At 70.2% G+C, this 20,466-nt stretch carries 17 protein-coding genes; 5 read left to right on the top strand and 12 right to left on the bottom strand.

Annotated features, from left to right (window positions below; all coding sequences use genetic code 11):
• The first annotated feature begins 98 nt into the window (after positions 1–98).
• The 5 genes from ACG83_RS37060 (at position 99) to ACG83_RS37040 (ending at position 7,161) form a co-directional block, all read left to right on the top strand.
• Positions 99–1,586 (top strand): aldehyde dehydrogenase, encoded by a 1,488-nt coding sequence (locus ACG83_RS37060; RefSeq protein WP_054570902.1) that lies wholly within the window; start codon positions 99–101, stop codon positions 1,584–1,586.
• Positions 1,587–1,678: 92 nt separating this feature from the next.
• Entirely contained in the window at positions 1,679–2,011 is a 333-nt protein-coding gene (locus ACG83_RS37055) for a DUF4286 family protein (RefSeq protein WP_054570901.1), read from the top strand.
• Positions 2,012–2,049: 38 nt separating this feature from the next.
• On the top strand, positions 2,050–3,549 hold the full coding sequence (locus tag ACG83_RS37050; protein WP_054570900.1) for an aldehyde dehydrogenase family protein: 1,500 nt from the start codon (positions 2,050–2,052) through the stop codon (positions 3,547–3,549).
• Between the two features lie 49 nt (positions 3,550–3,598).
• Positions 3,599–4,843 carry a cytochrome P450 gene (locus ACG83_RS37045; RefSeq protein WP_054570899.1) on the top strand — a complete coding sequence of 415 codons (1,245 nt, stop codon included), beginning with the start codon at positions 3,599–3,601 and terminating at the stop codon, positions 4,841–4,843.
• Positions 4,844–5,670: 827 nt separating this feature from the next.
• Positions 5,671–7,161 carry a glycoside hydrolase family 26 protein gene (locus ACG83_RS37040; protein WP_369812945.1) on the top strand — a complete coding sequence of 497 codons (1,491 nt, stop codon included), beginning with the start codon at positions 5,671–5,673 and terminating at the stop codon, positions 7,159–7,161.
• Positions 7,162–7,171: 10 nt separating this feature from the next.
• On the opposite strand, the gene ACG83_RS37035 is transcribed toward ACG83_RS37040, so the two are convergent.
• The 12 genes from ACG83_RS37035 to ACG83_RS36980 form a co-directional block, all read right to left on the bottom strand.
• On the bottom strand, positions 7,172–7,840 hold the full coding sequence (locus ACG83_RS37035; RefSeq protein WP_054570897.1) for a hypothetical protein: 669 nt from the start codon (positions 7,838–7,840) through the stop codon (positions 7,172–7,174).
• Entirely contained in the window at positions 7,833–9,086 is a 1,254-nt protein-coding gene (locus tag ACG83_RS37030; RefSeq protein WP_161934838.1) for a hypothetical protein, read from the bottom strand. The genes ACG83_RS37035 and ACG83_RS37030 overlap by 8 nt, the downstream gene beginning before the upstream one ends.
• 43 nt (positions 9,087–9,129) lie before the next feature.
• Positions 9,130–9,810, bottom strand: coding sequence for an ABC transporter ATP-binding protein (locus ACG83_RS37025; RefSeq protein WP_198955489.1), 681 nt, complete (start codon positions 9,808–9,810; stop codon positions 9,130–9,132).
• Positions 9,811–10,076: 266 nt separating this feature from the next.
• Positions 10,077–10,553 carry a hypothetical protein gene (locus ACG83_RS37020; protein WP_054570894.1) on the bottom strand — a complete coding sequence of 159 codons (477 nt, stop codon included), beginning with the start codon at positions 10,551–10,553 and terminating at the stop codon, positions 10,077–10,079.
• Positions 10,554–10,705: 152 nt separating this feature from the next.
• On the bottom strand, positions 10,706–11,212 hold the full coding sequence (locus tag ACG83_RS37015; RefSeq protein ID WP_054570893.1) for a nuclear transport factor 2 family protein: 507 nt from the start codon (positions 11,210–11,212) through the stop codon (positions 10,706–10,708).
• On the bottom strand, positions 11,209–12,942 hold the full coding sequence (locus ACG83_RS37010; protein WP_063793320.1) for a long-chain-fatty-acid--CoA ligase: 1,734 nt from the start codon (positions 12,940–12,942) through the stop codon (positions 11,209–11,211). The genes ACG83_RS37015 and ACG83_RS37010 overlap by 4 nt, the downstream gene beginning before the upstream one ends.
• Positions 12,943–13,014: 72 nt before the next feature.
• On the bottom strand, positions 13,015–13,947 hold the full coding sequence (locus ACG83_RS37005) for a phosphopantetheine-binding protein (RefSeq protein ID WP_054570892.1): 933 nt from the start codon (positions 13,945–13,947) through the stop codon (positions 13,015–13,017).
• 799 nt (positions 13,948–14,746) lie between these two features.
• Complete coding sequence (fdxA, locus tag ACG83_RS37000) at positions 14,747–15,088, bottom strand: ferredoxin (protein ID WP_054570891.1); 342 nt, start codon at positions 15,086–15,088, stop codon at positions 14,747–14,749.
• A gap of 198 nt (positions 15,089–15,286) precedes the next feature.
• Positions 15,287–16,318, bottom strand: a complete 1,032-nt coding sequence (locus ACG83_RS36995; protein ID WP_054570890.1) for a 2-oxoacid:ferredoxin oxidoreductase subunit beta — start codon at positions 16,316–16,318, stop codon at positions 15,287–15,289.
• Positions 16,315–18,303 (bottom strand): 2-oxoacid:acceptor oxidoreductase subunit alpha, encoded by a 1,989-nt coding sequence (locus ACG83_RS36990; protein ID WP_054570889.1) that lies wholly within the window; start codon positions 18,301–18,303, stop codon positions 16,315–16,317. Before ACG83_RS36990 ends, ACG83_RS36995 begins: the two co-directional genes overlap by 4 nt.
• Positions 18,257–19,510, bottom strand: a complete 1,254-nt coding sequence (locus ACG83_RS36985; protein ID WP_054570888.1) for a cysteine desulfurase family protein — start codon at positions 19,508–19,510, stop codon at positions 18,257–18,259. Before ACG83_RS36985 ends, ACG83_RS36990 begins: the two co-directional genes overlap by 47 nt.
• A complete protein-coding gene (locus ACG83_RS36980) occupies positions 19,507–20,448 on the bottom strand; it encodes a HesA/MoeB/ThiF family protein (RefSeq protein ID WP_235498419.1) in 942 nt (313 codons plus the stop codon). The genes ACG83_RS36985 and ACG83_RS36980 overlap by 4 nt, the downstream gene beginning before the upstream one ends.
• Positions 20,449–20,466 lie beyond the last annotated feature (18 nt).

Below are 20,466 nucleotides of genomic sequence, written 5' to 3'. Positions count from 1 at the left end.
TCTACCAGCACCTTGTGGGCACTTGAAGATCTTTTGAAGCTAGCGAGCATTCGCTCATGCTGTTACGCTCCACGCCGGGAGCTACCCAGGGAGGCACTGTGCGTGATCGGTTAATGCACAGAGATGCGTTCTACATCAACGGAGCCTGGCCCGAGCCCGCGAGCTCGGAGATCCTCCCGGTCGTCTCCCCGTCCACGGAGGAGGTCGTCGGCGGCGTCCCGCTGGCGACAACCGCCGACATCGACCAGGCCGTCGGGGCCGCCCGCGACGCCTTCGACCACGGCCCCTGGCCCCGGATGACACCCGCCGAGCGGGCCGACATCCTCGCCCGCGTGGCCGACGCCCTGCGCAAGCACGAGGCCGAGATCGCCCAGGTCACCACCGACGAGATGGGCTGCGCCGCGAGCCAGGCCCGGGCCGCGCAGACCGGCCTGGTGGCCCCCGTCTTCGACTACTACGCGGAGCTCGCGCGCACGTACGAGTTCGAGCGCACCGTGATCAACCCCGCCGCGGACCGCGGCGGCCTGGTGACCACCGCGCCGGTGGGCGTGGTCGCCGCGATCGTCCCCTGGAACGCCCCGGTCACCCTCGGCGCCTGGAAGACCGCGCCCGCCCTGGCCGCCGGCTGCACCGTCGTGCTCAAGCCCGCCCCGGAGGCCCCGCTGAGCAACTACCTGCTCGCCGAGGCAGCGGAGGAGGCCGGGGTACCGGCCGGCGTCATCAACGTCATCCCGGGCGGCCGGGAGGTCGGCGAGTACCTGGTGACGCACCCGGGCGTCGACAAGATCGCGTTCACGGGCTCGACGGCCGCCGGCAAACGGATCATGAGCCTGTGTGGGGAGCGCATCCGCCGGGTCTCCCTCGAGCTGGGGGGCAAGTCCGCGTCGATCCTGCTCGACGACGCCGACCTGGCGACCGTCGTCCCGGCGGTGGTCAAGGGCGGGATGCATCTGTCCGGCCAGGTCTGCGGGGCGCATACCCGCGTCCTGGTGCAGCGTTCCCGGTACGCCGAAGCGCTGGAGATCGCCGCGAAGGCGGCGAACGCGATCACGGTGGGCGACCCGCACGACCCGGCGATCCTGGTCGGGCCGCTCGTCGCGGCCCGGCAGCGCGAGCGGGTCGAGGGCTACATCGCGGGCGCGGTGCGCGATGGCGCGCGGATCGTCGCCGGCGGCGGCCGGCCGGCCCACCTGCCCCGCGGCTGGTATGTGGAGCCGACGATCCTCGGTGACGTCGACAACTCGATGCAGGTGGCCCAGGAGGAGATCTTCGGGCCGGTGCTGTGCTTCATCCCCTACGACGACGTCGACGACGCCGTGCGCATCGCCAACGACTCCGACTACGGGCTGTCCGGCGGGGTGTGGAGCGCGGACCCGCAGCGCGCCGTCGATGTCGCGCGGCGGATCCGCACCGGGAGCGTGGCGGTCAACGGCAGCTACCCGCCGTTCCCGCTGGTGCCCTTCGGGGGCTTCAAGCAGTCCGGGCTCGGCCGGGAGCTGGGGCCCGAGGGTCTCCACGAGTTCCTGGAGACCCGCAGCATCGGGCTTCCCCCGGCGCTGCTGCCCGCCGCCGGCTCGACCTCCTGACCCGGCGGCCCTGCCCCCGCGATCCTGGCTGACCAGTGCTTCTGACTGACCAGCGCTCCTGCCCCAGCCGTTGACGAGACCGGGAGGCCGGCGTGGCCAAGGGTGTGTTCGTCGTTCAGTCCCATCCGGTCTCACCGGAGCGGGAGGACGAGTTCAACAAGTGGTACTCCGAGGAGCACATCCCGGACATCCTTGAGATTCCGGGCTTCGTCTCCGCGAAGCGCTACCGGCTGCGCGACGCCGGGCACCTCACGGCGGACCCGGCGGCGCGCGCCTACCTGACGGTCTACGAGATCGAGGCCGACGACCTCGGCGCACCCCTGCTGGAGATGGCGGCCCGGTCAGCCGAAGGCCGGGTGCGGCGCAGCAGCTCCGTCCAGGTCGATCCCCCGCCGGTCCGGTCCTTCTACGAGCTCATCGACTGACCTCACCGACCGACCTCACCGACCGACAAGGAGCACCGGTGTCGACTCTCAGCCCACCCGAAGCGGCGACGATCCCGCTCCTGAAGGCCGGGCCCGGGCGGCTGCTGATCGGCGGCGAATGGGTTCACGCCGCGGACGGCGCGACGTTCCCGAGCATCAACCCGTCCACCGGGGAGACGCTGGTCGAGATCGCCCAGGGCGGCGCCGCGGACGTCGACCAGGCGGTCGCGGCTGCCCGCGCCGCCTTCGAGGGGCCGTGGCGGAACAGCACGCCGGACGAGCGTCAGCGGCTGCTGTGGGCGCTCGCGGACGCCGTCGCCGAGAACTACGAGGAGCTCCGGCTGCTGGAGACCCTCGACATGGGCACGCCGATCGGCCGCCGCCGGCCCGGGCCGAGCTCGGCCTGGGAGGCCAGCGTGCTGCGCCACTTCGCCGGGATGGCGGTCGGCATCCACGGTGAGACGATCCCGAACTCGGTGCCGGGCTCCATGTTCACCTACACCCTGAAGGAGCCGGTCGGGGTCGTCGCGGCGATCGTCCCGTGGAACCGCCCGATCAGCAACGCGATCTGGAAGATCGCCCCGGTGCTGGCCACCGGCTGCACGATGGTGCTCAAGCCGGCGGAGGAGGCCAGCCTCGCCGCGCTGCGCCTCGGCGAGCTGATCAACGAGGTCGGGATCCCGCCGGGCGTGGTGAACATCGTGACCGGCTTCGGCGAGACCGGCGCCGCGCTGGCCGCGCACCGGGGCGTCGACAAGGTGGCCTTCACCGGTTCGACGGCTGTCGGGCAGCACATCGTGCGGGCGGCGGCCGGCAACCTGAAGCGGGTCTCCCTCGAGCTCGGCGGCAAGTCCCCCGATGTGGTCTTCGCCGACGCGGACCTGAACAAGGCCGTGCCGGGCGCCGCGCTGGGAGTCTTCTTCAACTCCGGACAGATCTGCTGCGCCGGCACCCGGATCTACGTCGAGCGCCCCATCTACGACGAGTTCGTGGAGCGGATCTCGGCGCAGGCGGCGAAGCTGCGGGTCGGCAACAGCCTCGACCCGCAGACCAGGATCGGCCCGCTGGTCTCCGCGGAGCAGCTCGAGCGGGTCGTCGGCTACCTCGACCTCTCCCGGGAGGAGGGCGCGCGCACCACCGTCGGCGGCGCCCGGCTCACCGAAGGCGACCTGGCCCACGGCTACTTCGTCCCGCCGACGGTGCTCGCTGACGTCTCCGACGACATGCGCGTCGCCCGGGAGGAGATCTTCGGGCCGGTCGCCTGCGTGCTGCCCTTCGACACCGCCGAAGAGGTCGTGGCACGGTCCAACGACACCCAGTTCGGCCTCAGCGGCGGGGTGTGGACGCGCGACGTCGGCAAGGCGCACCGGTTCGCCCGTGACCTGCAGGCCGGCACGGTCTGGGTGAACTCGTACAACGTGATGGACCCGGCCGTTCCGTTCGGCGGCTACAAGACCAGCGGCTGGGGCCGAGAAATGGGCCAGCAGTCCCTCGACGACTACCTCAACGTCAAATCGGTCTGGATCGACACGGCCTGAGACAACGAGGAACCACGGACAAAGAGGAACCGAGGAACTGGGGGCCGAGATGGATCCGACAGCACCGAACACAGCCACCGGCGCAGCTGCCGCCCAGGCACCGGCAGGCCGGCTGCCCGACGAATGGTGTACCCGGAGCTTCGACCATCTCTCCCCGGAGCTGGCGGCGACACTCCCGGAAACCCTGACCAGGATGCGATCCTTATGCCCGGTCACCCACAGTGACAAGCATGAGGGTTTCTGGGTGCTCACGAAGTACGACGACGTCCTGCGCGTCGCCCAGGACTGGCAGTCGTTCACCTCGACCCAGGGCCTCAACATCCCGCCGAGCACGACCCACGTCCGCAACATTCCGGTGGAGGTCGACCCACCGGAGCAGCGGGCCTACAAGAAGCTCATCAACACGCACTTCACCCCGGCCGCGATCGCCAGCTGGGCGGAGCCGACCCGGGAGCTGGTCACCCGGCTCATCGACGGTTTCATCGACCGGGGCGAATGCGAGTTCATGGACGACTTCGCCCGCCCGTTCCCGAGCCTGAGCTTCTTCACCTTCGCCCTCGACGCGCCCGTCGAGGACCTGGAGAAGGTCGCCTACCTCGCGTCGAAGTCGTCCATTCCCAACGATCCGCAGGGCAAGGAATGCTGGGCCGGGCTCTCCGAATGGATCACCGGCTTCGTCGAGTCCAGGCGTCGGCGGCCGCCGCGCGGTGACGTCGTCGACGCGCTGTTCACCGCCGAGATCGGTGAGCGCCCACTGACCGAGCGCGAGATCATCGGTATCGTCCAGCTGCTCATTCTGGGCGGTCTGGAGACGACCGCCGGCGCGCTCGGCCTGATGATGGCGCGGTTCTGCCGGGAGCCGGAGATCCCGGCCTACCTCCGGGCGCATCCGGAGCGGATTCCCGCCGCCGTGGAGGAGCTGCTCCGCCTCGACGCGCCGTTCATCGCCATCGCCCGCACCGCGACGGCAGACGTCCAGCTCCGCGACCAGCAGATCAGCGCGGGCGACAAGGTGCTCATGTACTGGGCGTCGGCGAACCACGACGACGACGAGTTCACCAATCCGGACACGTTCGACCTGGAGCGGGCCACGAACCGGCACCTGGCGTTCGGCGCGGGCCCACACCGCTGCCTCGGCTCGAACGTCGCCCGGCTGAACATGCGCATCGCCCTGGAGGAACTGCTCCGCCGGATGGTGGACTTCCGCCTGCGCGACGACGCGGAGATCCACTACCACACGACGTTGACCCGGGCCCCGCTCACGCTGCCGATCACCTTCACCGCGGCGGCCTAACGCGGACGGGCGCGCCGCCTGCTACAGCAGCTGCCGTTACTGCCGTTGCTGCCGTTGCTGCCGTTGCTGCCGTTGCTGCCGGGCAAGAGTTGAGCATTGTGGTCGCTGGCGAGCGTGTCGCAGAACCCGGCGCAGCGGCGGAGCGGAGCGGCCGAGCCGGGCCACGTTGCTAGCAAACAAGCGTGAAGGATTTTGGTCGTCAGCACGACCAAAATCCTTCACGCTTTCCACCCCTCAACACCTCCAACACCTCACAGCTCTCAGGTAACAGCAGGTGGTGACGACATCCCGTCAACATCACCACGGTGATGGCCGCCCAAGCGAGGATCGCGCTCCAACAGAGCGGCTGGATCCGGGATCCCGACCGAAAAGCGCCGAAGACCCGAAGGATGTTGGTCGCTCCCGAGTGGGTAACGCAGCCCTGAGGGGGTGGCGGGCCTCAACTCTTCGAGCCGTACGGATCCGGGCGCGCCGGTGAGCGCGAGCCGAGTGGACGCCGCCGGGCGAGATCGTCGAGCGATCGTCCTGCTCGCCGGATCCAGTCATACATCGACCACGCACCCTCCCCGGACTCCCACCTGCCGTTGTCCGCTTTCGTTTCCGCTGGTCAGAGGGCACCCCGGTGGCATTTGCCGGGTGTCCACCCATGTGATCCCGTACCAAGGTTGGGATGATGGGTCGGCGTCCGCCGACATAGGCGTCGCACGGTTGCGCCCCGCCCGAGGCCTGCGGGGCTCAGGCGGCGGGCGGTGAGTGTGCGGCGGGGCGCTCGATGGGGGAAGTGCGTGCGACGGCACGAGGCAGCCAGCAAAGCAGGCGGCACAACGGTGGCGGCGGCGAAGCCGAAGGCGGAACCGGCCAGCGTAGGCGCGGCTGCGGACGCAGCCGTCACGGCGGCTCCGACAACGACCCGCGCGATCAGTGACACGGTTCCGCTCCCCACGGCCGACGGCATGCCCGAAGGCACGGCCGCGGACACCGGCGGCGACGCGCCCGAAGGCACGGCCGCGAACACCGGCGGCGACGCGCCCGAAGAGACGGCCGAAAGCACCCCCGGCAGCGCGGTAGGCGGTGCTGTCGGCGGCGCGGGCTCGGGCGACGGAGCGGGCGAGGGCACCGCCCGCGGCGCGGGCAGCGAGGAACCCGCGAGGCCCGGGGGAGGCCGGCGGCGTGGGAGCCATCGGAGCGTGCCGGCGAAGGGACGTCCGCCGCGGCGGCGACGCCGGACTGTCATCGGTGCGGTGGCCGCGGCGCTGGTCCTGCTGCTGGGGGCGCTTGGCCTGATAGCCCTCGCCACCGGCTCCGGCGATCAGCGGCGGACCTCCGGCACCGCCGCGCCCAGCCCGCGCCCGGCCACCGGCACGGCCGACGCCCCACCGGCCCCGGAACCCACCGAGCCGGAGCCGACCTCGGACGGACCGGCCGCCCCCGGTGTCCGCTGGCCGTCCGGCACGAACGCGAACCCGCCGCTCGACATCTGGGCCTGGGACCGCTGGACCGGGCGGGCGTCCGACATCGCCGTGGTCTTCACCGTCCGGAACAACTGGCAGCACATCGTGTTCTCGGACTGGCCGCTCTCGAACTACCCGAAGAGCGTCTTCCCGGGGCAGGTCTCCATCGCGCAGCCGCTCTTCCCCGAATCCGGGAACGAACGCAGCTGCGCGAACGGCCAGTACGACCAGTACTGGGCGGCGTTCGGGCAGACCCTGATCCGTAACGGGCGGCCGGACGCGATCGTGCGGCTCGGCTGGGAGTACAACGGGAACTGGTTCTGGTGGCACCCGCGCAACACCGAGACCTGGAAGACCTGCTTCCAGCGCGCGGTGACGGCGATCCGGTCCACGGCCCCGGGTGTGCTGATCGACTTCAACGTGAGCGCGCACCGAGACCGGATGACCAACGGTGACGACGTCTGGGCCGCCTATCCGGGCGATGACTACGTGGACATCGTCAGCAGCGACGTCTACGACTCGTACCCGCCGTCGACCACCGCGGAGCTTTTCGACGAGCAGTGCAACGTCCCGTCCGGAACGTGCACCGTGATCAACTTCGCGCGGGCGCACGGGAAGAAGTTCGCGGTGCCCGAATGGGGGCTGGCCCGCGCGGACCGCCACGGCGGCGGCGACAACCCGCTGTTCATCGAGAAGATGCACGACCTGTTCGACCAGAACCGGGACATTCTCGCCTACGAGGCCTACTTCAACACCGCCGAGTCGAACAACGTCCGCTCGTCGCTGCTCAACCCGCAGCTCCACCCGAACTCTGCGCAGAGGTACCTGGAGCTGTTCGGCGCCAGCGCATCCGGCGGAGGGATCTGAGGCTTGCGTGTCAGCCGCTGGCCCGGCTCGCGTCTGCGCCGACGGCCGACGTTCCGGACGGCGTGATCGGAACCCGCATCTTCCCGGACCGCGGGCGGGCGGGGCGGCGTTGGCGGACCGCGAAGACCAGCAGGCCGACGAGCAACACGACCGCGGCGACGGTGGAGTTGCTCGGGTTGGCATCCGCCGCGGGGAAAGCCCAGGACCGATAGCCGCCGTAGGGAAGGCCTCCCGCCGTCGCGACGGCCAGGAAGTAGACGCACGGCACGACCAGCGCCGCCGTCTGGCCGAAGGCCGCGTACACGCCGAGGGCCAAGCCGACGAACAGGGCGGTGTTCCGGGCCAGCTCGTCGGTGTGAGTGCCGTCGCCGAGCAGCGGTGCGACGGCCGAGACCAGGAGGACCGGGCCGAGGACGGCGACCAGTGTGACGACGTCGTAGACCCACAGCCGGCGACGCGACGCGTTCTCCAGCCGAAGCGTCTCCTCCGGGAAGGCCGCCACGACGACCGGCGCGGCCAGGGTTGTCAGGAGCAGCTGGAACAGGACGGGCTGGGATCCGCCGGAGAGCAGCTGCGGGATGGGCAGCGTGGTCGAGGCGAAGGCCCAGCCCGCCAGTGCGAGCAGCGCCGCCAGGCCAGCTGTCGAGGCCAGGCGGTGGGCCCGGAGGTAATCAGCCACCGGCTTGGCCTTCCTCACATCGATGGGTCTGCGACCAGACCTGGGAGGCCTGGTCCGCGGTCACCGGAACGGGACCGTCGACCGGCCGACCGAGCCGGGCCCTGAGTAGCGACGACAGGAGCTCGAATCTCGCCGGATCATTGTCCCCCCCGGTGAGGAGGCCGTACTGCCGGTAAAAGCAGCCACGCATCGCGGCCGGCAGCCTTGTGACCAGGCCCATTTCGACGTTCTCGATGTCACCGGCCGCGCCGGGGTAGGCGACCGTGATCGGCAGTGGCATTCCGCTGTTGCGTGGGCCGATGGCCACCGGTGGCTCCGGCAGGCCGAGATCGATCCACGCCGCGCGGACCCGTTTCCAGGCCTGGACGTTCGCGTCGAGCGCGAAGGTCTCCTCAGGCCAGAGGCAGACGTTCCCGTCGTAGCACCGCACAGCGTCGGAGTTGCGCGGGGCGCTCGCCGAAGCGTCCAGCTGCCGGACGTCCTGGGCTGCGGACAACCCGCCAGCGATCGCCACCACGACAACGCCGAGCGCCAACGCCGGACGCCCCAGGCCCGACCTGGCCGGCGCGAGCCGGACAGCGGCCACGCAGAGGGAGACGACATCGATCACGGTGAGGAACGCTAGCCCCGCGGTCAGAGCCCGGGTGTCGTAGACCCCGGAAGGATCACAACAACCGTCGACCAGGCCGGTCACGTGGCGGGCCCACAGCGGGTCCCCCCAGCTTCTCGGGACCGCGAGGACCAGGAACGGCACGATGAGAGCAGCCGGCAGCGACAGGATGGGGCCGAGGACGAGCCCGAGGGCCGCACCGAAAAGCGCCCAGCCGAGCACGTTCGCCACCGACAGCGCCGGGATGCCCCACCCCGGCGACGCGAAGGTGGGCAGACCCGCGAGCATGACCGCGTAGATCGCCACCAGGATGAGCAGGGCGATCGTGACCGGGAGCGCCATCCTGGCCGCGAGGACCCGCCACCAGGGGCGCCGCACCGCCAGCCGCCCCCAGACCCGGCGCAGCGTCCCCATCTCCCACGCGACGACCGCGGCGACGTAGGGCCCGAGCGCGATCACCGCGTCGTTGGCGGATCGGGCCCGGCCGAGGACGTACCAGTCGACCCCCGGGTCACTGTGGCTGTAGAGCCAGGCGGCGAACGCCGCCAGCGGCGCCAGCAGAATCGCCGGCTCCCGCCACCAGGACCGATCCGTCGACGGCCAAGCCCCGCTTCGCCTTCGGGTCGATCCCGGCACCGCGTTCCCGGTCGGTGAAACCGACGCTGCGAGCGCCGGGAGGTCAGTGGACACGAAGAGCCTGCGCAAAGGCCGCGACGACCCTGTCGTCGTGCGCGTTGTCGAAGAACTCGCCGAGTGAGCCGTCGAACCGGACGACACCATGGTCGAGCACGATCAGCCGCTCGAACGGCGGCCGCACCTCCGTAGCCGTATGGGACGTCACGACCAGCCTCGTCCCCGCTCCCGCGAGCTCGGTGAGCACCTCGGACACCGACTCGCGGGCCAGCGGGTCCAGCGACGCGGTCGGCTCGTCGAGCAGCAGCAGGTCGGGGTCGGTCGCCAGCGCGCAGGCGATGCCCAGCCGGGCACGCTCCCCGCCGCTCGTCTGCCGGGCCGGGCGCCGTGCCAACGCCTCCAGGTTCGCGCGCGCCAGCGCGGGGCCCGCGGACCGGGCCGCCTCCCGGCGGGACAGCCCCGACAGCCAGCCCGCATACCGCACCTGCTGCTCGACCGTGAAGTTCGGCAGCACCGGCGTGAACTGTGGCGCGAACCCGATCTTGCCGGCGTATTCGATCCGCCCTGACCGTGGCCGCAGCTGCCCGGCCATCAGCCGCAGCACCGTCGACTTCCCGGCCCCGTTCGGGCCGATCATCACCAGCGGCCGCTCGTCCAGCGCGAGGTCAAGCCCCTCCACCACCGGAGCCCGCCGGCCATAACGAAAGGCGATATTCCTCAGAAGCATCTCAACACCTGGTTCAGGAAAATTGGGTTCGCCCACTGTCGGAGCCTTCCCGCCAACCTCGCGCAGGACCGTTGCTGTCGCAGGATATACCACACAATGGACATCGGCGATCCGGCGAGAGACGGTGGCAGGCGGTGTTCGCCCGGCCTGCCACCGTCAACCCCTGCCGACCGGGCGAACAGCCCGCCCAGGTCATTCAGATGTCAGGGGCGAAGCTCACACGAAGCCCACGCGAAGCACATGAGGCCACGCATCCGCCTGATCCACTAGGGCTTGGCCGAGTAGTCCCACCACGCCTTCGTGGACTTGGTCGTAAGAGTGGTGTTACTGGCACCTGGCCACCAGAACTGAAAGAAGAACTGTCCGGTCGCGCCGTCAGAATTACTCCAGGCGTACCCCTGCGTGTAGTCGACGCAGTTGGTGAAGTTGACGACGCCATAGCTTCTGTCGGGCGCGAGGTTGATGTCGCGACGAAGATCGCTCTGGATCTGCTGCTGATTGCAGCCACTCTGCTCCAGGTGTATCGGAGCGGAGCCGTTGCCAACACCGAAACGACTCGTCTGGCCCTCCTGGGGAAAGTTGCTGAGGGAGGTGCTGAACGAACCGGCGTTGGCGGCGATGGGCATCGACGCGACCCCCGCCGCGACCGCGGCGGCGGTCAACGTGGTACTACGTGAGCGCTCCCGGCGAGCGGGCTTCGGCGCCCGGTCGTAGGAGTCGGCGAGTGACCAACGGAAATCCATTCTTCTCCTGACTGATGTGCGAAGGTCGCCAGTCCGTTGCGGACGGCGTGGAGAACTGTGCTATCCGGTTCCGATACCCGGGCCCATGACGATCCCGCGCGTCGGCTACGGCCTTGAGTTCCATTCGTCCGCGGCGGCACCGCGAGGATGTCTCATCCCGACGGGCCTTCATTGGATCCGTTGGTCGAGCCGTAGGTGTAGGTGATTCGAGGAATCGGGCCGAAAAAACTCGTGACGGCGAGGATCGCCGGCGCCGAGTCGAACTTGAGGATATCGAAACCGCGCAGCCCCACGTTGCCGGCGCTGTCCCGCAGTGACCATTCGAAGCGGGCGTGGTCGTGATGGATGTCGATGCCGCTCGTCCGAACCGGAAGGTAGCCCGGAAGTCGGTCCCGAACCTGAGCGATGTGGGCGCTGATTCCAGCCGGCCCCTCGACGCGGGTGGCCGGGTTCGTGAAGACGACCGTGCCGGCGACGCAGCCTTCCAACCGTCGGGTGCGTTCGTCCTGGTCTGGTTCCCGCCAGGCGGCGAGAAGGCCATCAACAATCCGCACGACGGCGTCGGACTTCGCCGTGGGCTCGCCGTCCAGGTTCCAGGCCTGGACCTCGTTGTATCCGACGACCGGTGCCGCCTCCGACGTGTTCTGCCCAACGCTCATGCCATCGCCGCCTCGGTGCCCGGAACAGTGTTCTTGGAAGAAGTCGTTTCAGCGGGGCTGCCGCCCATACCGAGCAGACGGCGTGCCTCGGCGCGTTGCAGCTTGCCGGACGGCGTCTTGGGGAGACTCCCCGGCGGAAGGATCAGCACCTCATTGGGCGAGACCCCGACGGCAGCACGTATCTGTGCGGCGACATCGGACCGCAGCTGCGCATGACGCTCGCTGGGCCAACGGGTTTCCAGGGCGACGGCCAGCCCCTCGGAGCCCAGCGCGTTCGGCCGCTCGTACGGAAAAGCGGCCACGTTGCCGGGGCGGACGCCCTCGGCGCCGGCCGCGGCCCGCTCGACCTCTTCCGGGTAGATGTTGCGGCCGGCGAGGATGATGACATCCTTAGCCCGTCCGGTGACGACAAGCTCGCCGTCGGCCAGGTAGCCGAGGTCGCCTGTGCGCAGCCAGCCGTCGGCGGTTCGTGAGGCGGCCGTCGCCTCCGGATCGTTGTGGTAGCCGGCGGTCAGCGAGGTGCCGCTGACCTGGATCTCGCCGACAAGCCGTTCCGTGAGAACAGCCCCGGTCTCGGTGTCCGAGATGCGCAGGCGCAGGCCGTCGACCGGAGCACCGAGCCTGGCGAGCTGGCGGATCCTGCCGGTGTGGCCTGGCCCGACCGGGACGGCACGTCCATCGGTCTGGAGCAGGTCGGCGTCCACGCTGTCGGAAGCCAGGCCACGGCCGAGCGGCGTCATCGTCGTGGCGACAACGGTCTCGGCCATGCCATAGGCGGACACGACCAGAGCCGGATTGAAGCCGTGACGCTGCGCGGCGGCGGTGAACGCGGTCATCGCGTCGAGGTCGACGCTCTCCCCGCCGGTCAGGATCCCGCGCAGCTGAGACAGGTCCAGAGCCGGTCCGGTCGCCAGAAGCTTGGCAGCCAGTGCGTAGGCGGAGTTCGGACCGACCGTCGACGTGGCTCGATACTCCGAGATCTGCGCCATCCAGCTCGCCGGGCGGGCCAGGTAGTCCAGTGGCGAGGACAGCAGCAGGTCACAGCCACCGCAGGTCATCGGGATGATCAGGGTGCCGATCAGGCCCATGTCGTGGGACAGCGGCAGCCAGGACAGGATCCGCCCGTGGAAGCGGTCGTGCTCGTCCCTGGCCTTGATCGCCTCCACATTGGCCGCGAGATTCCCGTGACTGACCCGCACTGTCTTCGCACTCGCCGTTGTCCCGCTGGTCAGTTGCAGGATCGCCGGGTCGTCATCGGTGAGTGACGGCGGCAGATAGGCAGGAAGCCCGTCACTGCCACGAACCTCGGCGTGGACGTCGTCGAGCATTCGGACGTCCCACCCGCCGGTCGCGAGACCGGGCAGGATCTGGTCGAACCGCGGCCCCACCAGCACCAGCGGACTACCACCGAGCCGGTCGATGCGTCGCACGGTCTCGGCGACGAACGCGGCCTCGTCCATCGTCCGGGTCGGCGTGGGTGCCATCGTCAGGGCACCGCCCGCCAGCCAGGTCGCCATCGCCGCCGTCACCGCCGGCCGTGACGCCAGCGCCAGCATCACCACGGATCGGCCCGGGCCGATACCCGCCGTCTGCAGGACTGCCGCCAGGTTCACGGCGTCCGCGTACAGATCACCCCAGCCGACGACCTCGTCGTCTCCCGACGGCGAGAGGAAGGTGACGGCACCGTTCTTCCGTGCGGCTGATTCCATCCGTTCAAGCAGATAAACCATCGAGAATCCTTCTGTGCTCCACGGTCGGGCGGCGGGGAGACCCGCCGCGGCGCCGAGCGAATCGGAATCCGGCTACACGCTCGAGAGGTCGATCCCCTCACCCCGACCGGCCGATCCGGCCGGATACAGGTCCTGCCGGTAGGCCGCGAGGACGACGCGGTCCCAGCGTCGCCCGCGGTAGTAGTCGTGATCCCGGAAGCGTGCCTCGATGTGCAGTGTGCTGCCGATCGCGCTCGCGAACTGACGGCAGTTGAACTCCGGCAGCTCGAAGTAGAGCTTTCGGAAGGGCCACACGTCGAACAGGTAGCGAAGAAACAGGACGACCGGTTCGGCGGCGATCCCGGACCGCTGGTACCGGCCGGTCATCGCGACACCGACATAGGCGTTTCCCAGGCCGAAGTCAGGGTTGTAGCAGATAGCGTGACCGGCCGCCTCGCCAGTTTCACGCGAAACGATCAGGAACTGCGCCAGCATGCCCTGCCAGAGGTCCGCCTCGAATTTCTCATAGGGCGGGAAGGCACCCCGGTAGCGCCAGCGGAACCCGACGTCCGGCGCGATCGAAAGCTCGTACAGGAAAGGAGCCATCGACGGGAGGACCGGAGTCAGCTGGAAGTACCGTCCGGCCAGCTCCGGCGGCAGCACCTCGTCGTCCGAGCCGTCCGAGCCGGCCGAGCGGTCCGAGCCGCCCGACGCGCCGGGCCCCGTCAGGGCCTCGGCCTGCGGCAGCGAAGGATGCGGCACCCCGGTGCGAAGCCGGCCGGCCTCCGCCGCGCCCGGGAGGCCACCGGCACAGCACCGCGTGTAGAGATCACCGACGGTCCCGGCGGCCAGCCAGTCCTCCTCGCCGACGTCCACGCCGACATCCGCCAGCGCCGAGCAGAGTTCCAGCAGCCCGTACGAGTCCAGTCCCAGATCGTCGGTCAACCGGGCCTCGAACCGCACGTCCTGCCGCTGGACACCAGCAACGCGGCTGACCAGCTCCTCGAAGACGTCCGTACTGAGCATTTCACCTCGAATAAGAAGATCCACCGAGAAACACGGCCGTTCGGACACAAGCCACGGATGGCCGCCTCTTGTATAACCGGGAAGGCCGACCTGGAACGATGGTCTGCGACGCGTTCCGGTGTGCTTGCACCAGATTTGAGCCGCCATATCCCGCAGCCGCGGCCAGTCCAGGTCAGACCTGCGCATATCCAGCACCGACCTGGGCCGTCAGGCGGCGTCAGGAGACCTCTGCAACCGTTTCCGTTCCCGGCCGGGGGCCGGGATACCGCCGAGCCGAGCCGAGGACACAAAGGCTCACTCTCGCCACGGAAACCGGGGCGGACCCTTCAACCCTTCAATCCATACCGTCCGTCGACGACGGCGGAGCCTTCCCCGTAAAGGCCTCCCAAGACACGACGTGAAGAGCGTCGTAGCGGACTCACGAAGGAACCATTGTGTTGGCCAGACCGTAGCATGCCGCATACGGACAGGCAACCAGAATCAGGTGATACCGCCACAGGCGATGGCACCAACTACCTTGCGTACACCGAGGGCGCACTTCCATCCACCTGGAATCTCCGCACGGAGACACCCCGTGACCTGTGGTTACGCCCCGCCGCGCGCGATGTGCCACGACATCGGAAATCTGCGTTTCAAGGTCGTTATTAACAGAGGGTGTTCGGTACACGGAGCAGATTCCGCCCAGCGGAGATGCCGCAACGCGAACGGCCCATCCGTCGACGGTGACGGATGGGCCGTTCGCGTTGCGGGTGGACGCCCCCGGGGTGCGGTGTGCGCCCGGGGGACGGGCGGGCGCCGCTTACTCCGCGGCCTGGAACTCGGCGACGAAGGGGGTGTCGACGCCGATCTTGCCGGCGGCCTTGGCACCACCCGGGTCGCCGAGCGGCTCGTCGCGGCCCGGCAGCGCCTTCGCGAAGAACTCCTTGTCGGTCTTCACGAACGGCCGTTCGGGCTTGGGCACCTCGAGGTCGAGCATGATGGCGCCGATCGGGCAGGCCGAGGCGCAGGCACCGCACTCGGTGCACTCGTTGGGGTTGATGTAGAGCTTCCGGGCGCCCTCGTAGATGGCGTCGACCGGGCACTCGTCGAGGCATGCGCCGTCTTTGACGTCGATGCAGGGGGACGTGACGACGTAGGGCATCGGAGTTCTTCTTTCCGTCGACGGGACCGTGTCGGGCCCGGGAGAATCTCGTTGCCTGCGGTTCGCTCAGAACGCCCTGGCCGGGTTTGACAAAGCCTGGCCTGACCAGCCGCCCTGGCCGGATCAACCGGTCAGGGCAGCCCTGTCAGCTACGGGGAGAGGGTCAGGTCGAGAGGTCCGGACCGGGTCAGGACCGGGTCAGGACCGGGCCGGGACCGTCCAGGAGTCGTTGCCGGTGAGCAGGTCCTGCAGGTCGCCACGGCCACCTGCGCGGGCGTCGGCGAGCCGGTCCTGGTACTGCTTGTCGAAGCTCGCCCGCTCGACCGCGCGGTACACGCCGATCGGCGCGAGCTCGGGCTCGGTGTCGGCGATCCGGGCCAGCGCGTAGGCGTAGGTCGGGCTGGTCGAGCGCGGGTTGTGCACCACGACGCCCTTCTCCGTCGAGCGGCCGAGCTTCAGGTCGCCGGTCTCGGCGTCGCGCAGCACCGCCCACTGGCTGTCGGCGCCGAACAGGATCGGCGAGCCGGCCTCCAGACGGATCGGGCCGTCGGCCGGGGTCGGCACCGACGTGTCGGCGGTGACGGCCCGCTCGCCGTGGTTGAAGGTCGGGCAGTTCTGCCGGATCTCGACCAGCGCGGAGCCGTCGTGGGCGGCGGCCGCGGCGAGGATCTCCATCATGTGCTTCTTGTCGGTGTCGACGGTGCGGGCGACGAAGCTCGCCTCCGCGCCGAGCGCCAGCGCCAGCGGGTTGAAGGAGTGGTCGAGCGAGCCGAACGGGCTGGACGGGGTGATCGTGCCGGGCTTGGTCGCCGGCGAGAACTGGCCCTTGGTCAGACCGTAGATCTGGTTGTTGAACAGCAGGATCTTGAGGTTGACGTTGCGGCGCAGCGCGTGGATCAGGTGGTTGCCACCGATCGACAGCGCGTCACCGTCACCGGTGACGACCCACACCGACAGGTCGGGCCGGTTGATCGAGACACCGGTCGCGATCGACGGCGCGCGGCCGTGGATCGAGTGCATGCCGTAGGTGTCGAGGTAGTACGGCAGCCGGGAGGAGCATCCGATGCCGGAGATCACCACGAAGTTCTCGCGCGGGATGCCGAGGGTCGGCATCAGGTTGCGCATGTTGTTGAGGATGGCGTGGTCACCGCAGCCAGGGCACCAGCGGGCCTCGCCCGCGGAGAAGTCCTTGGCGGTGAGCTGCTTGCCTACCGCGTCGGGGCTGGTCACTTGTTCTTCTCCGATCCGAGCTCGCTGCGGCCGACCTTGCCGGTGCCGCCGATGGCCTTGATGTCCTCGGTGGACAGTGCCGCGGCGCCGTCCTCGAGGTCGTTGACGAGCCGGGTGAACACCGCGGCCAGCTCCACGGCGCGGAAGGGCAGGCCGCGGGTCTGGGTGTAGCCGACCGGCTCGATCTGGCAGTGCATGCGCAGCAGCCCGCCGAGCTGCCCGAGGTTCATCTCGGGGACGAGCACGGTGTCGTAGGCGGCCAGGATGGAGGCGAGGTTGGCCGGCAGCGGGTTGAGGTAGCGCAGGTGGGCCTGGGCGATGGCGAGCCCCTGCTGGCGGACGAGCCGGCAGGCCGCGCCGATCGGGCCGTAGGTGGAGCCCCAGCCGATGACGAGCAGCTTGGAGCCGAATCCGGGCGGGCCGGACGGGTCGTCGACCTCCAGCGGCGGCACCTCGATGCCGTCGACCTTGTTCTGGCGGGTGCGGACCATCAGGTCGTGGTTGTCCGCGTCGTGCGAGATCTCGCCGCTGCCGTCGGCCTTCTCCAGACCACCGATGCGGTGCTCCAGACCGGGGGTGCCGGGGATGGCCAGCGGACGGGCCAGGGTGCGCGGGTCACGCTTGTACGGGTGGAACGCGGGCTTGCCGTCCTTGCCGATGCCGTTCGGCTCGGTGGCGAACTCGATGCCCAGGTCGGGCAGCTCGCTGACGTCCGGCACCTTCCACGGCTCGCTGCCGTTGGCGATGTAGGAGTCGGACAGCAGGATGACCGGGGTCCGGCGCTCCAGGGCGATCTGCGCCGCCTCGAAGGCCGCGTTGAAGCAGTCGGCCGGGCTCTGCGCGGCGAGCACGGGCAGCGGGGCCTCGCCGTGCCGGCCGTACAGGGACTGCAGCAGGTCGGACTGTTCGGTCTTGGTCGGCAGGCCGGTGGACGGGCCACCGCGCTGCACGTTGACGATGACCAGCGGCAGCTCCAGCGAGATCGCCAGGCCGATCGCCTCGGACTTGAGCGCCATGCCCGGCCCGGAGGTCACGGTAACGGCGAGCATGCCGGCGAACGCGCCACCGATCGACGCGCCGATCGCCGCGATCTCGTCCTCCGCCTGGTACGAGCGGACGTCGTGCGAGATGAGCTTGCTCAGCTCGTGCAGGACGTCGGTGGCGGGGGTGATCGGGTAGGCGCCGAGGAACAGCGGCATGCCGGCCTGGTGCGCGGCGGCGACGAGGCCGAACGCGATGGCCCGGTTGCCGCGCATGTGCCGGTAGGTGCCCGGGGGCAGCGGGGCGGGCTTGACCTCGTAGGAGACGGCGAACGCCTCGGTGGTGTCGCCGTAGTCCACCCCGGCCCGCAGCGACGCGAGGTTGCCGGCGAGGATCTCCGGCGGCTTCTTCGCGAAGCGCTTCTCCAGGTAGGCGACGGTGCTCTCGACCGGCTGGTTGAACATCCAGGACACCAGGCCGAGCGCGAACATGTTCTTCGTCCGGGCGGCGTCCTTGCGCTTGAGGCCGAGGCCTTCGGTGGCGCCGACGGCGAGCCCGGTCAGGTCGACCGCGTGGACGATGTAGTTGCTCAGTGAGCCGTCGGTCAGCGGGTCGGAGTCGTAGCCGGCCTTCTCCAGGGCGCGCACGTTGAACGCGCCGGAGTCGACGACCAGCACGCCACCGGGGCGGAGGTCCTTGAGGGTGGCCTTCAGCGCCGCCGGGTTCATGGCGACGAGGACGTCGGGCTGGTCACCGGGGGTGGTGATGTCGTGGTCGGCGACGTGCAGCTGGTAGCTGGAGACACCGCCGACGGTGCCGGCTGGCGCCCGGATCTCGGCCGGGAAGTCCGGCAGGGTCGCCACGTCGTTGCCGGCCTCCGCGGCCTGCGCACCGAAGCGGTCACCGGTGAGCTGCATGCCGTCACCGGAGTCACCGGCGAACCGGATGACGACTCCCTTAAGCCGGCGTACCCGCGGGTCGGGCTGTTCGAGCTCGGTTGTCATCGCGAACCTCGTCTTGGATGGGGGTGCTCTGGGTAAGGGAGCGAACGCGCTGGACAGCGCGGGCCACCTGGTCCGCGACGGTGCGGATTTCCTCGGGGGTCGTGGCGCGGCCCAGGCTGAAGCGCAGGCTCTCCCGGGCCTCGGTGGCGGTCCGGCCCATGGCCAGCAGGACGTGCGACGGGGTGTCCCCACCGCCGCTGCAGGCCGATCCAGCCGAGACCGCGACGTGCGGAAGGCAGGCCTGGACCTCGTCGGCGCCCGCGCCGACGAAACGCAGGTTGACCGTGTTCGGCAGCCTGGCCCGCACCGGGCCGTTCAGTTCGACGGCGCCCCGGCCGAGCCGTTTGACGAGCAGCTCGGTCAGCAGCGCCACCAGCGCACGCTGGCGGTTTCCGTCGTCGGTCATCGACGCGGCCGCGAGGCGGGCGGCCGCGCCGAAGCCGGCGATCCCGGCGGTGTTGAGGGTGCCGGGACGCCGGCCGCGTTCCTGGCCTCCGCCGTGTGTCTGCGGCGCGATGCGTGCCCAGGCGTCCTTCGACGCGATCAGCGCACCGACGCCCTTGGGGCCGTACAGCTTGTGCGCGGACGCGACGGCCACATCGACGCCGGTCCGGTCGAGGCTGACCGGGATCCGGCCCAGGGCCTGGGTGATGTCACTGAACAGCAGCGCACCGGCCGCGTGCACGGGTTCGACCAGGGGCCGCAGGTCGTTCACGGCCCCGGTCTCGTTGTTCGCCGCCATGACGGCGACGAGGGCGACGTCGGGCCCGAGCCGACGGCGCAGGTCGTCGACGTCGATGGTGCCGTCCGGGTGGACGGCGATGCGTTCGGCGAGGGTGCCGGAGCCCGCACCGGGACCGGCCGATGCCGCCGCGGCGGCGTCGGCGGCGCCGAGCACCGCGGGGTGTTCGGTCGCCCCGACGAGCACCCGGCGACGGCCGGAACCGGCGGCGGTGAGGGCGGCGAGCGCCCCGCCGATGGCCAGGTTGGCCGCCTCGGTGGCGCCGGAGGTGAAGACCACGTCACGGGCCCGCGCGCCGGCGAGCGTGGCGACCTCGCGGCGGGCCCGCTCGACGATCCGGGTCACCTCCTGGCCCGGCCCGTGCTTGCTCGCCGGGTTGGCGAACTGCTCGGTGAGCAGCGGCAGCATCGCGTCCAGCACGCGCGGGTCCACCGGCGTGGTCGCGTTGTGGTCGAGGTAGATCACCTCGGCTCCTCGGGCTGCCGCCGGACCCGGGCCTGGGCGCACGCTGGGCAGGTCGGGTCGGACCGGACCCGCAGCGACCGGAAGTCCATGTCCCACAGGTCGTACTGGAGCAGCCGGCCGCTGGCGGGCTCACCGAACCGAGCGATGATCTTGATGGACTCCATCGCCGCGAGGCAGCCCGCCAGGCCGGACACCGCACCGAGCACGGTGAACCCGAGCGGTTCCCAGGTGGGGTCGCCCTCGCTGAACACGCAGCGCAGGCAGGGTGTCCCCGGCTCGACGACCAGCACGTTGCCCTCGGTGGCGTTCATCGCGGCGATGACCGCCGGGGTTCCGGTCGCCACGCACAGGTCGTTGAGCCGGTACCGGTCGGGGAAGTTGTGCCGGGCGTCCACGACGACATCCGCCGCGGCGACGAGCTGGCCCAGCTCGGGCAGGTCGGCCAGCTCACGGTCGAAGCCGACGATCTCGACTCCCGGGTGGTGCGCGCGCAGGGTCTGCTCCGCGCAGGCCACCCGGGAGCGACCGATCCATTCGGGGCGCATGAGGGTCTGCCGGTTGAGGTCGGGTTCCTCCAGCACGCCCGGATGGACCAGGACCAGCCGACCGACACCGGCGGCGGCGAGGTACGTCGCCGCCGCACCACCGAGACCACCGATTCCCGCCACGAGCACCGTCGCCCGGCTCAGTCGCTCCTGGGCCTGCGGCCCGAAGCCCGGGATGCCGAGCTGGCGGTCGAACAGGCCGGGCAGGTCGTGGCGGGCGGTCCGCTGCTGCGGCGGCGCGTTCTCCGCCCGCGCGGCGGCCCCGCCGACATCGGCCGGACGAGCCGGACGAGCCGGCGCCACCGGGGCCACCGGGGCCGTCGGGGCCGTCGGAACCACTGGGGCGAAAGCCTGCTCAGGTTCGCGCGAGGTAACGATCATGTCGTTGTCCATGAAGGCTCCCTCTGCTCG

The sequence above is a fragment of the Frankia sp. R43 genome (assembly GCF_001306465.1).
GTDB classification, from domain to species: Bacteria; Actinomycetota; Actinomycetes; order Frankiales; family Frankiaceae; genus Parafrankia; species Parafrankia irregularis.
This window is presented reverse-complemented; position numbering and strand designations above follow the sequence as displayed.

Coding starts and splice junctions, on each gene's coding strand:
- ACG83_RS36990 (WP_054570889.1), bottom strand. CDS start 18,303: ATGACAACCGAGCTCGAACAGCCCGACCCGCGGGTACGCCGGCTTAAG.
- ACG83_RS37020 (WP_054570894.1), bottom strand. CDS start 10,553: ATGGATTTCCGTTGGTCACTCGCCGACTCCTACGACCGGGCGCCGAAG.
- ACG83_RS37005 (WP_054570892.1), bottom strand. CDS start 13,947: ATGCTCAGTACGGACGTCTTCGAGGAGCTGGTCAGCCGCGTTGCTGGT.
- ACG83_RS37010 (WP_063793320.1), bottom strand. CDS start 12,942: ATGGTTTATCTGCTTGAACGGATGGAATCAGCCGCACGGAAGAACGGT.
- ACG83_RS37045 (WP_054570899.1), top strand. CDS start 3,599: ATGGATCCGACAGCACCGAACACAGCCACCGGCGCAGCTGCCGCCCAG.
- ACG83_RS37015 (WP_054570893.1), bottom strand. CDS start 11,212: ATGAGCGTTGGGCAGAACACGTCGGAGGCGGCACCGGTCGTCGGATAC.
- ACG83_RS37025 (WP_198955489.1), bottom strand. CDS start 9,810: ATGCTTCTGAGGAATATCGCCTTTCGTTATGGCCGGCGGGCTCCGGTG.
- ACG83_RS36980 (WP_235498419.1), bottom strand. CDS start 20,448: ATGGACAACGACATGATCGTTACCTCGCGCGAACCTGAGCAGGCTTTC.
- fdxA (WP_054570891.1), bottom strand. CDS start 15,088: ATGCCCTACGTCGTCACGTCCCCCTGCATCGACGTCAAAGACGGCGCA.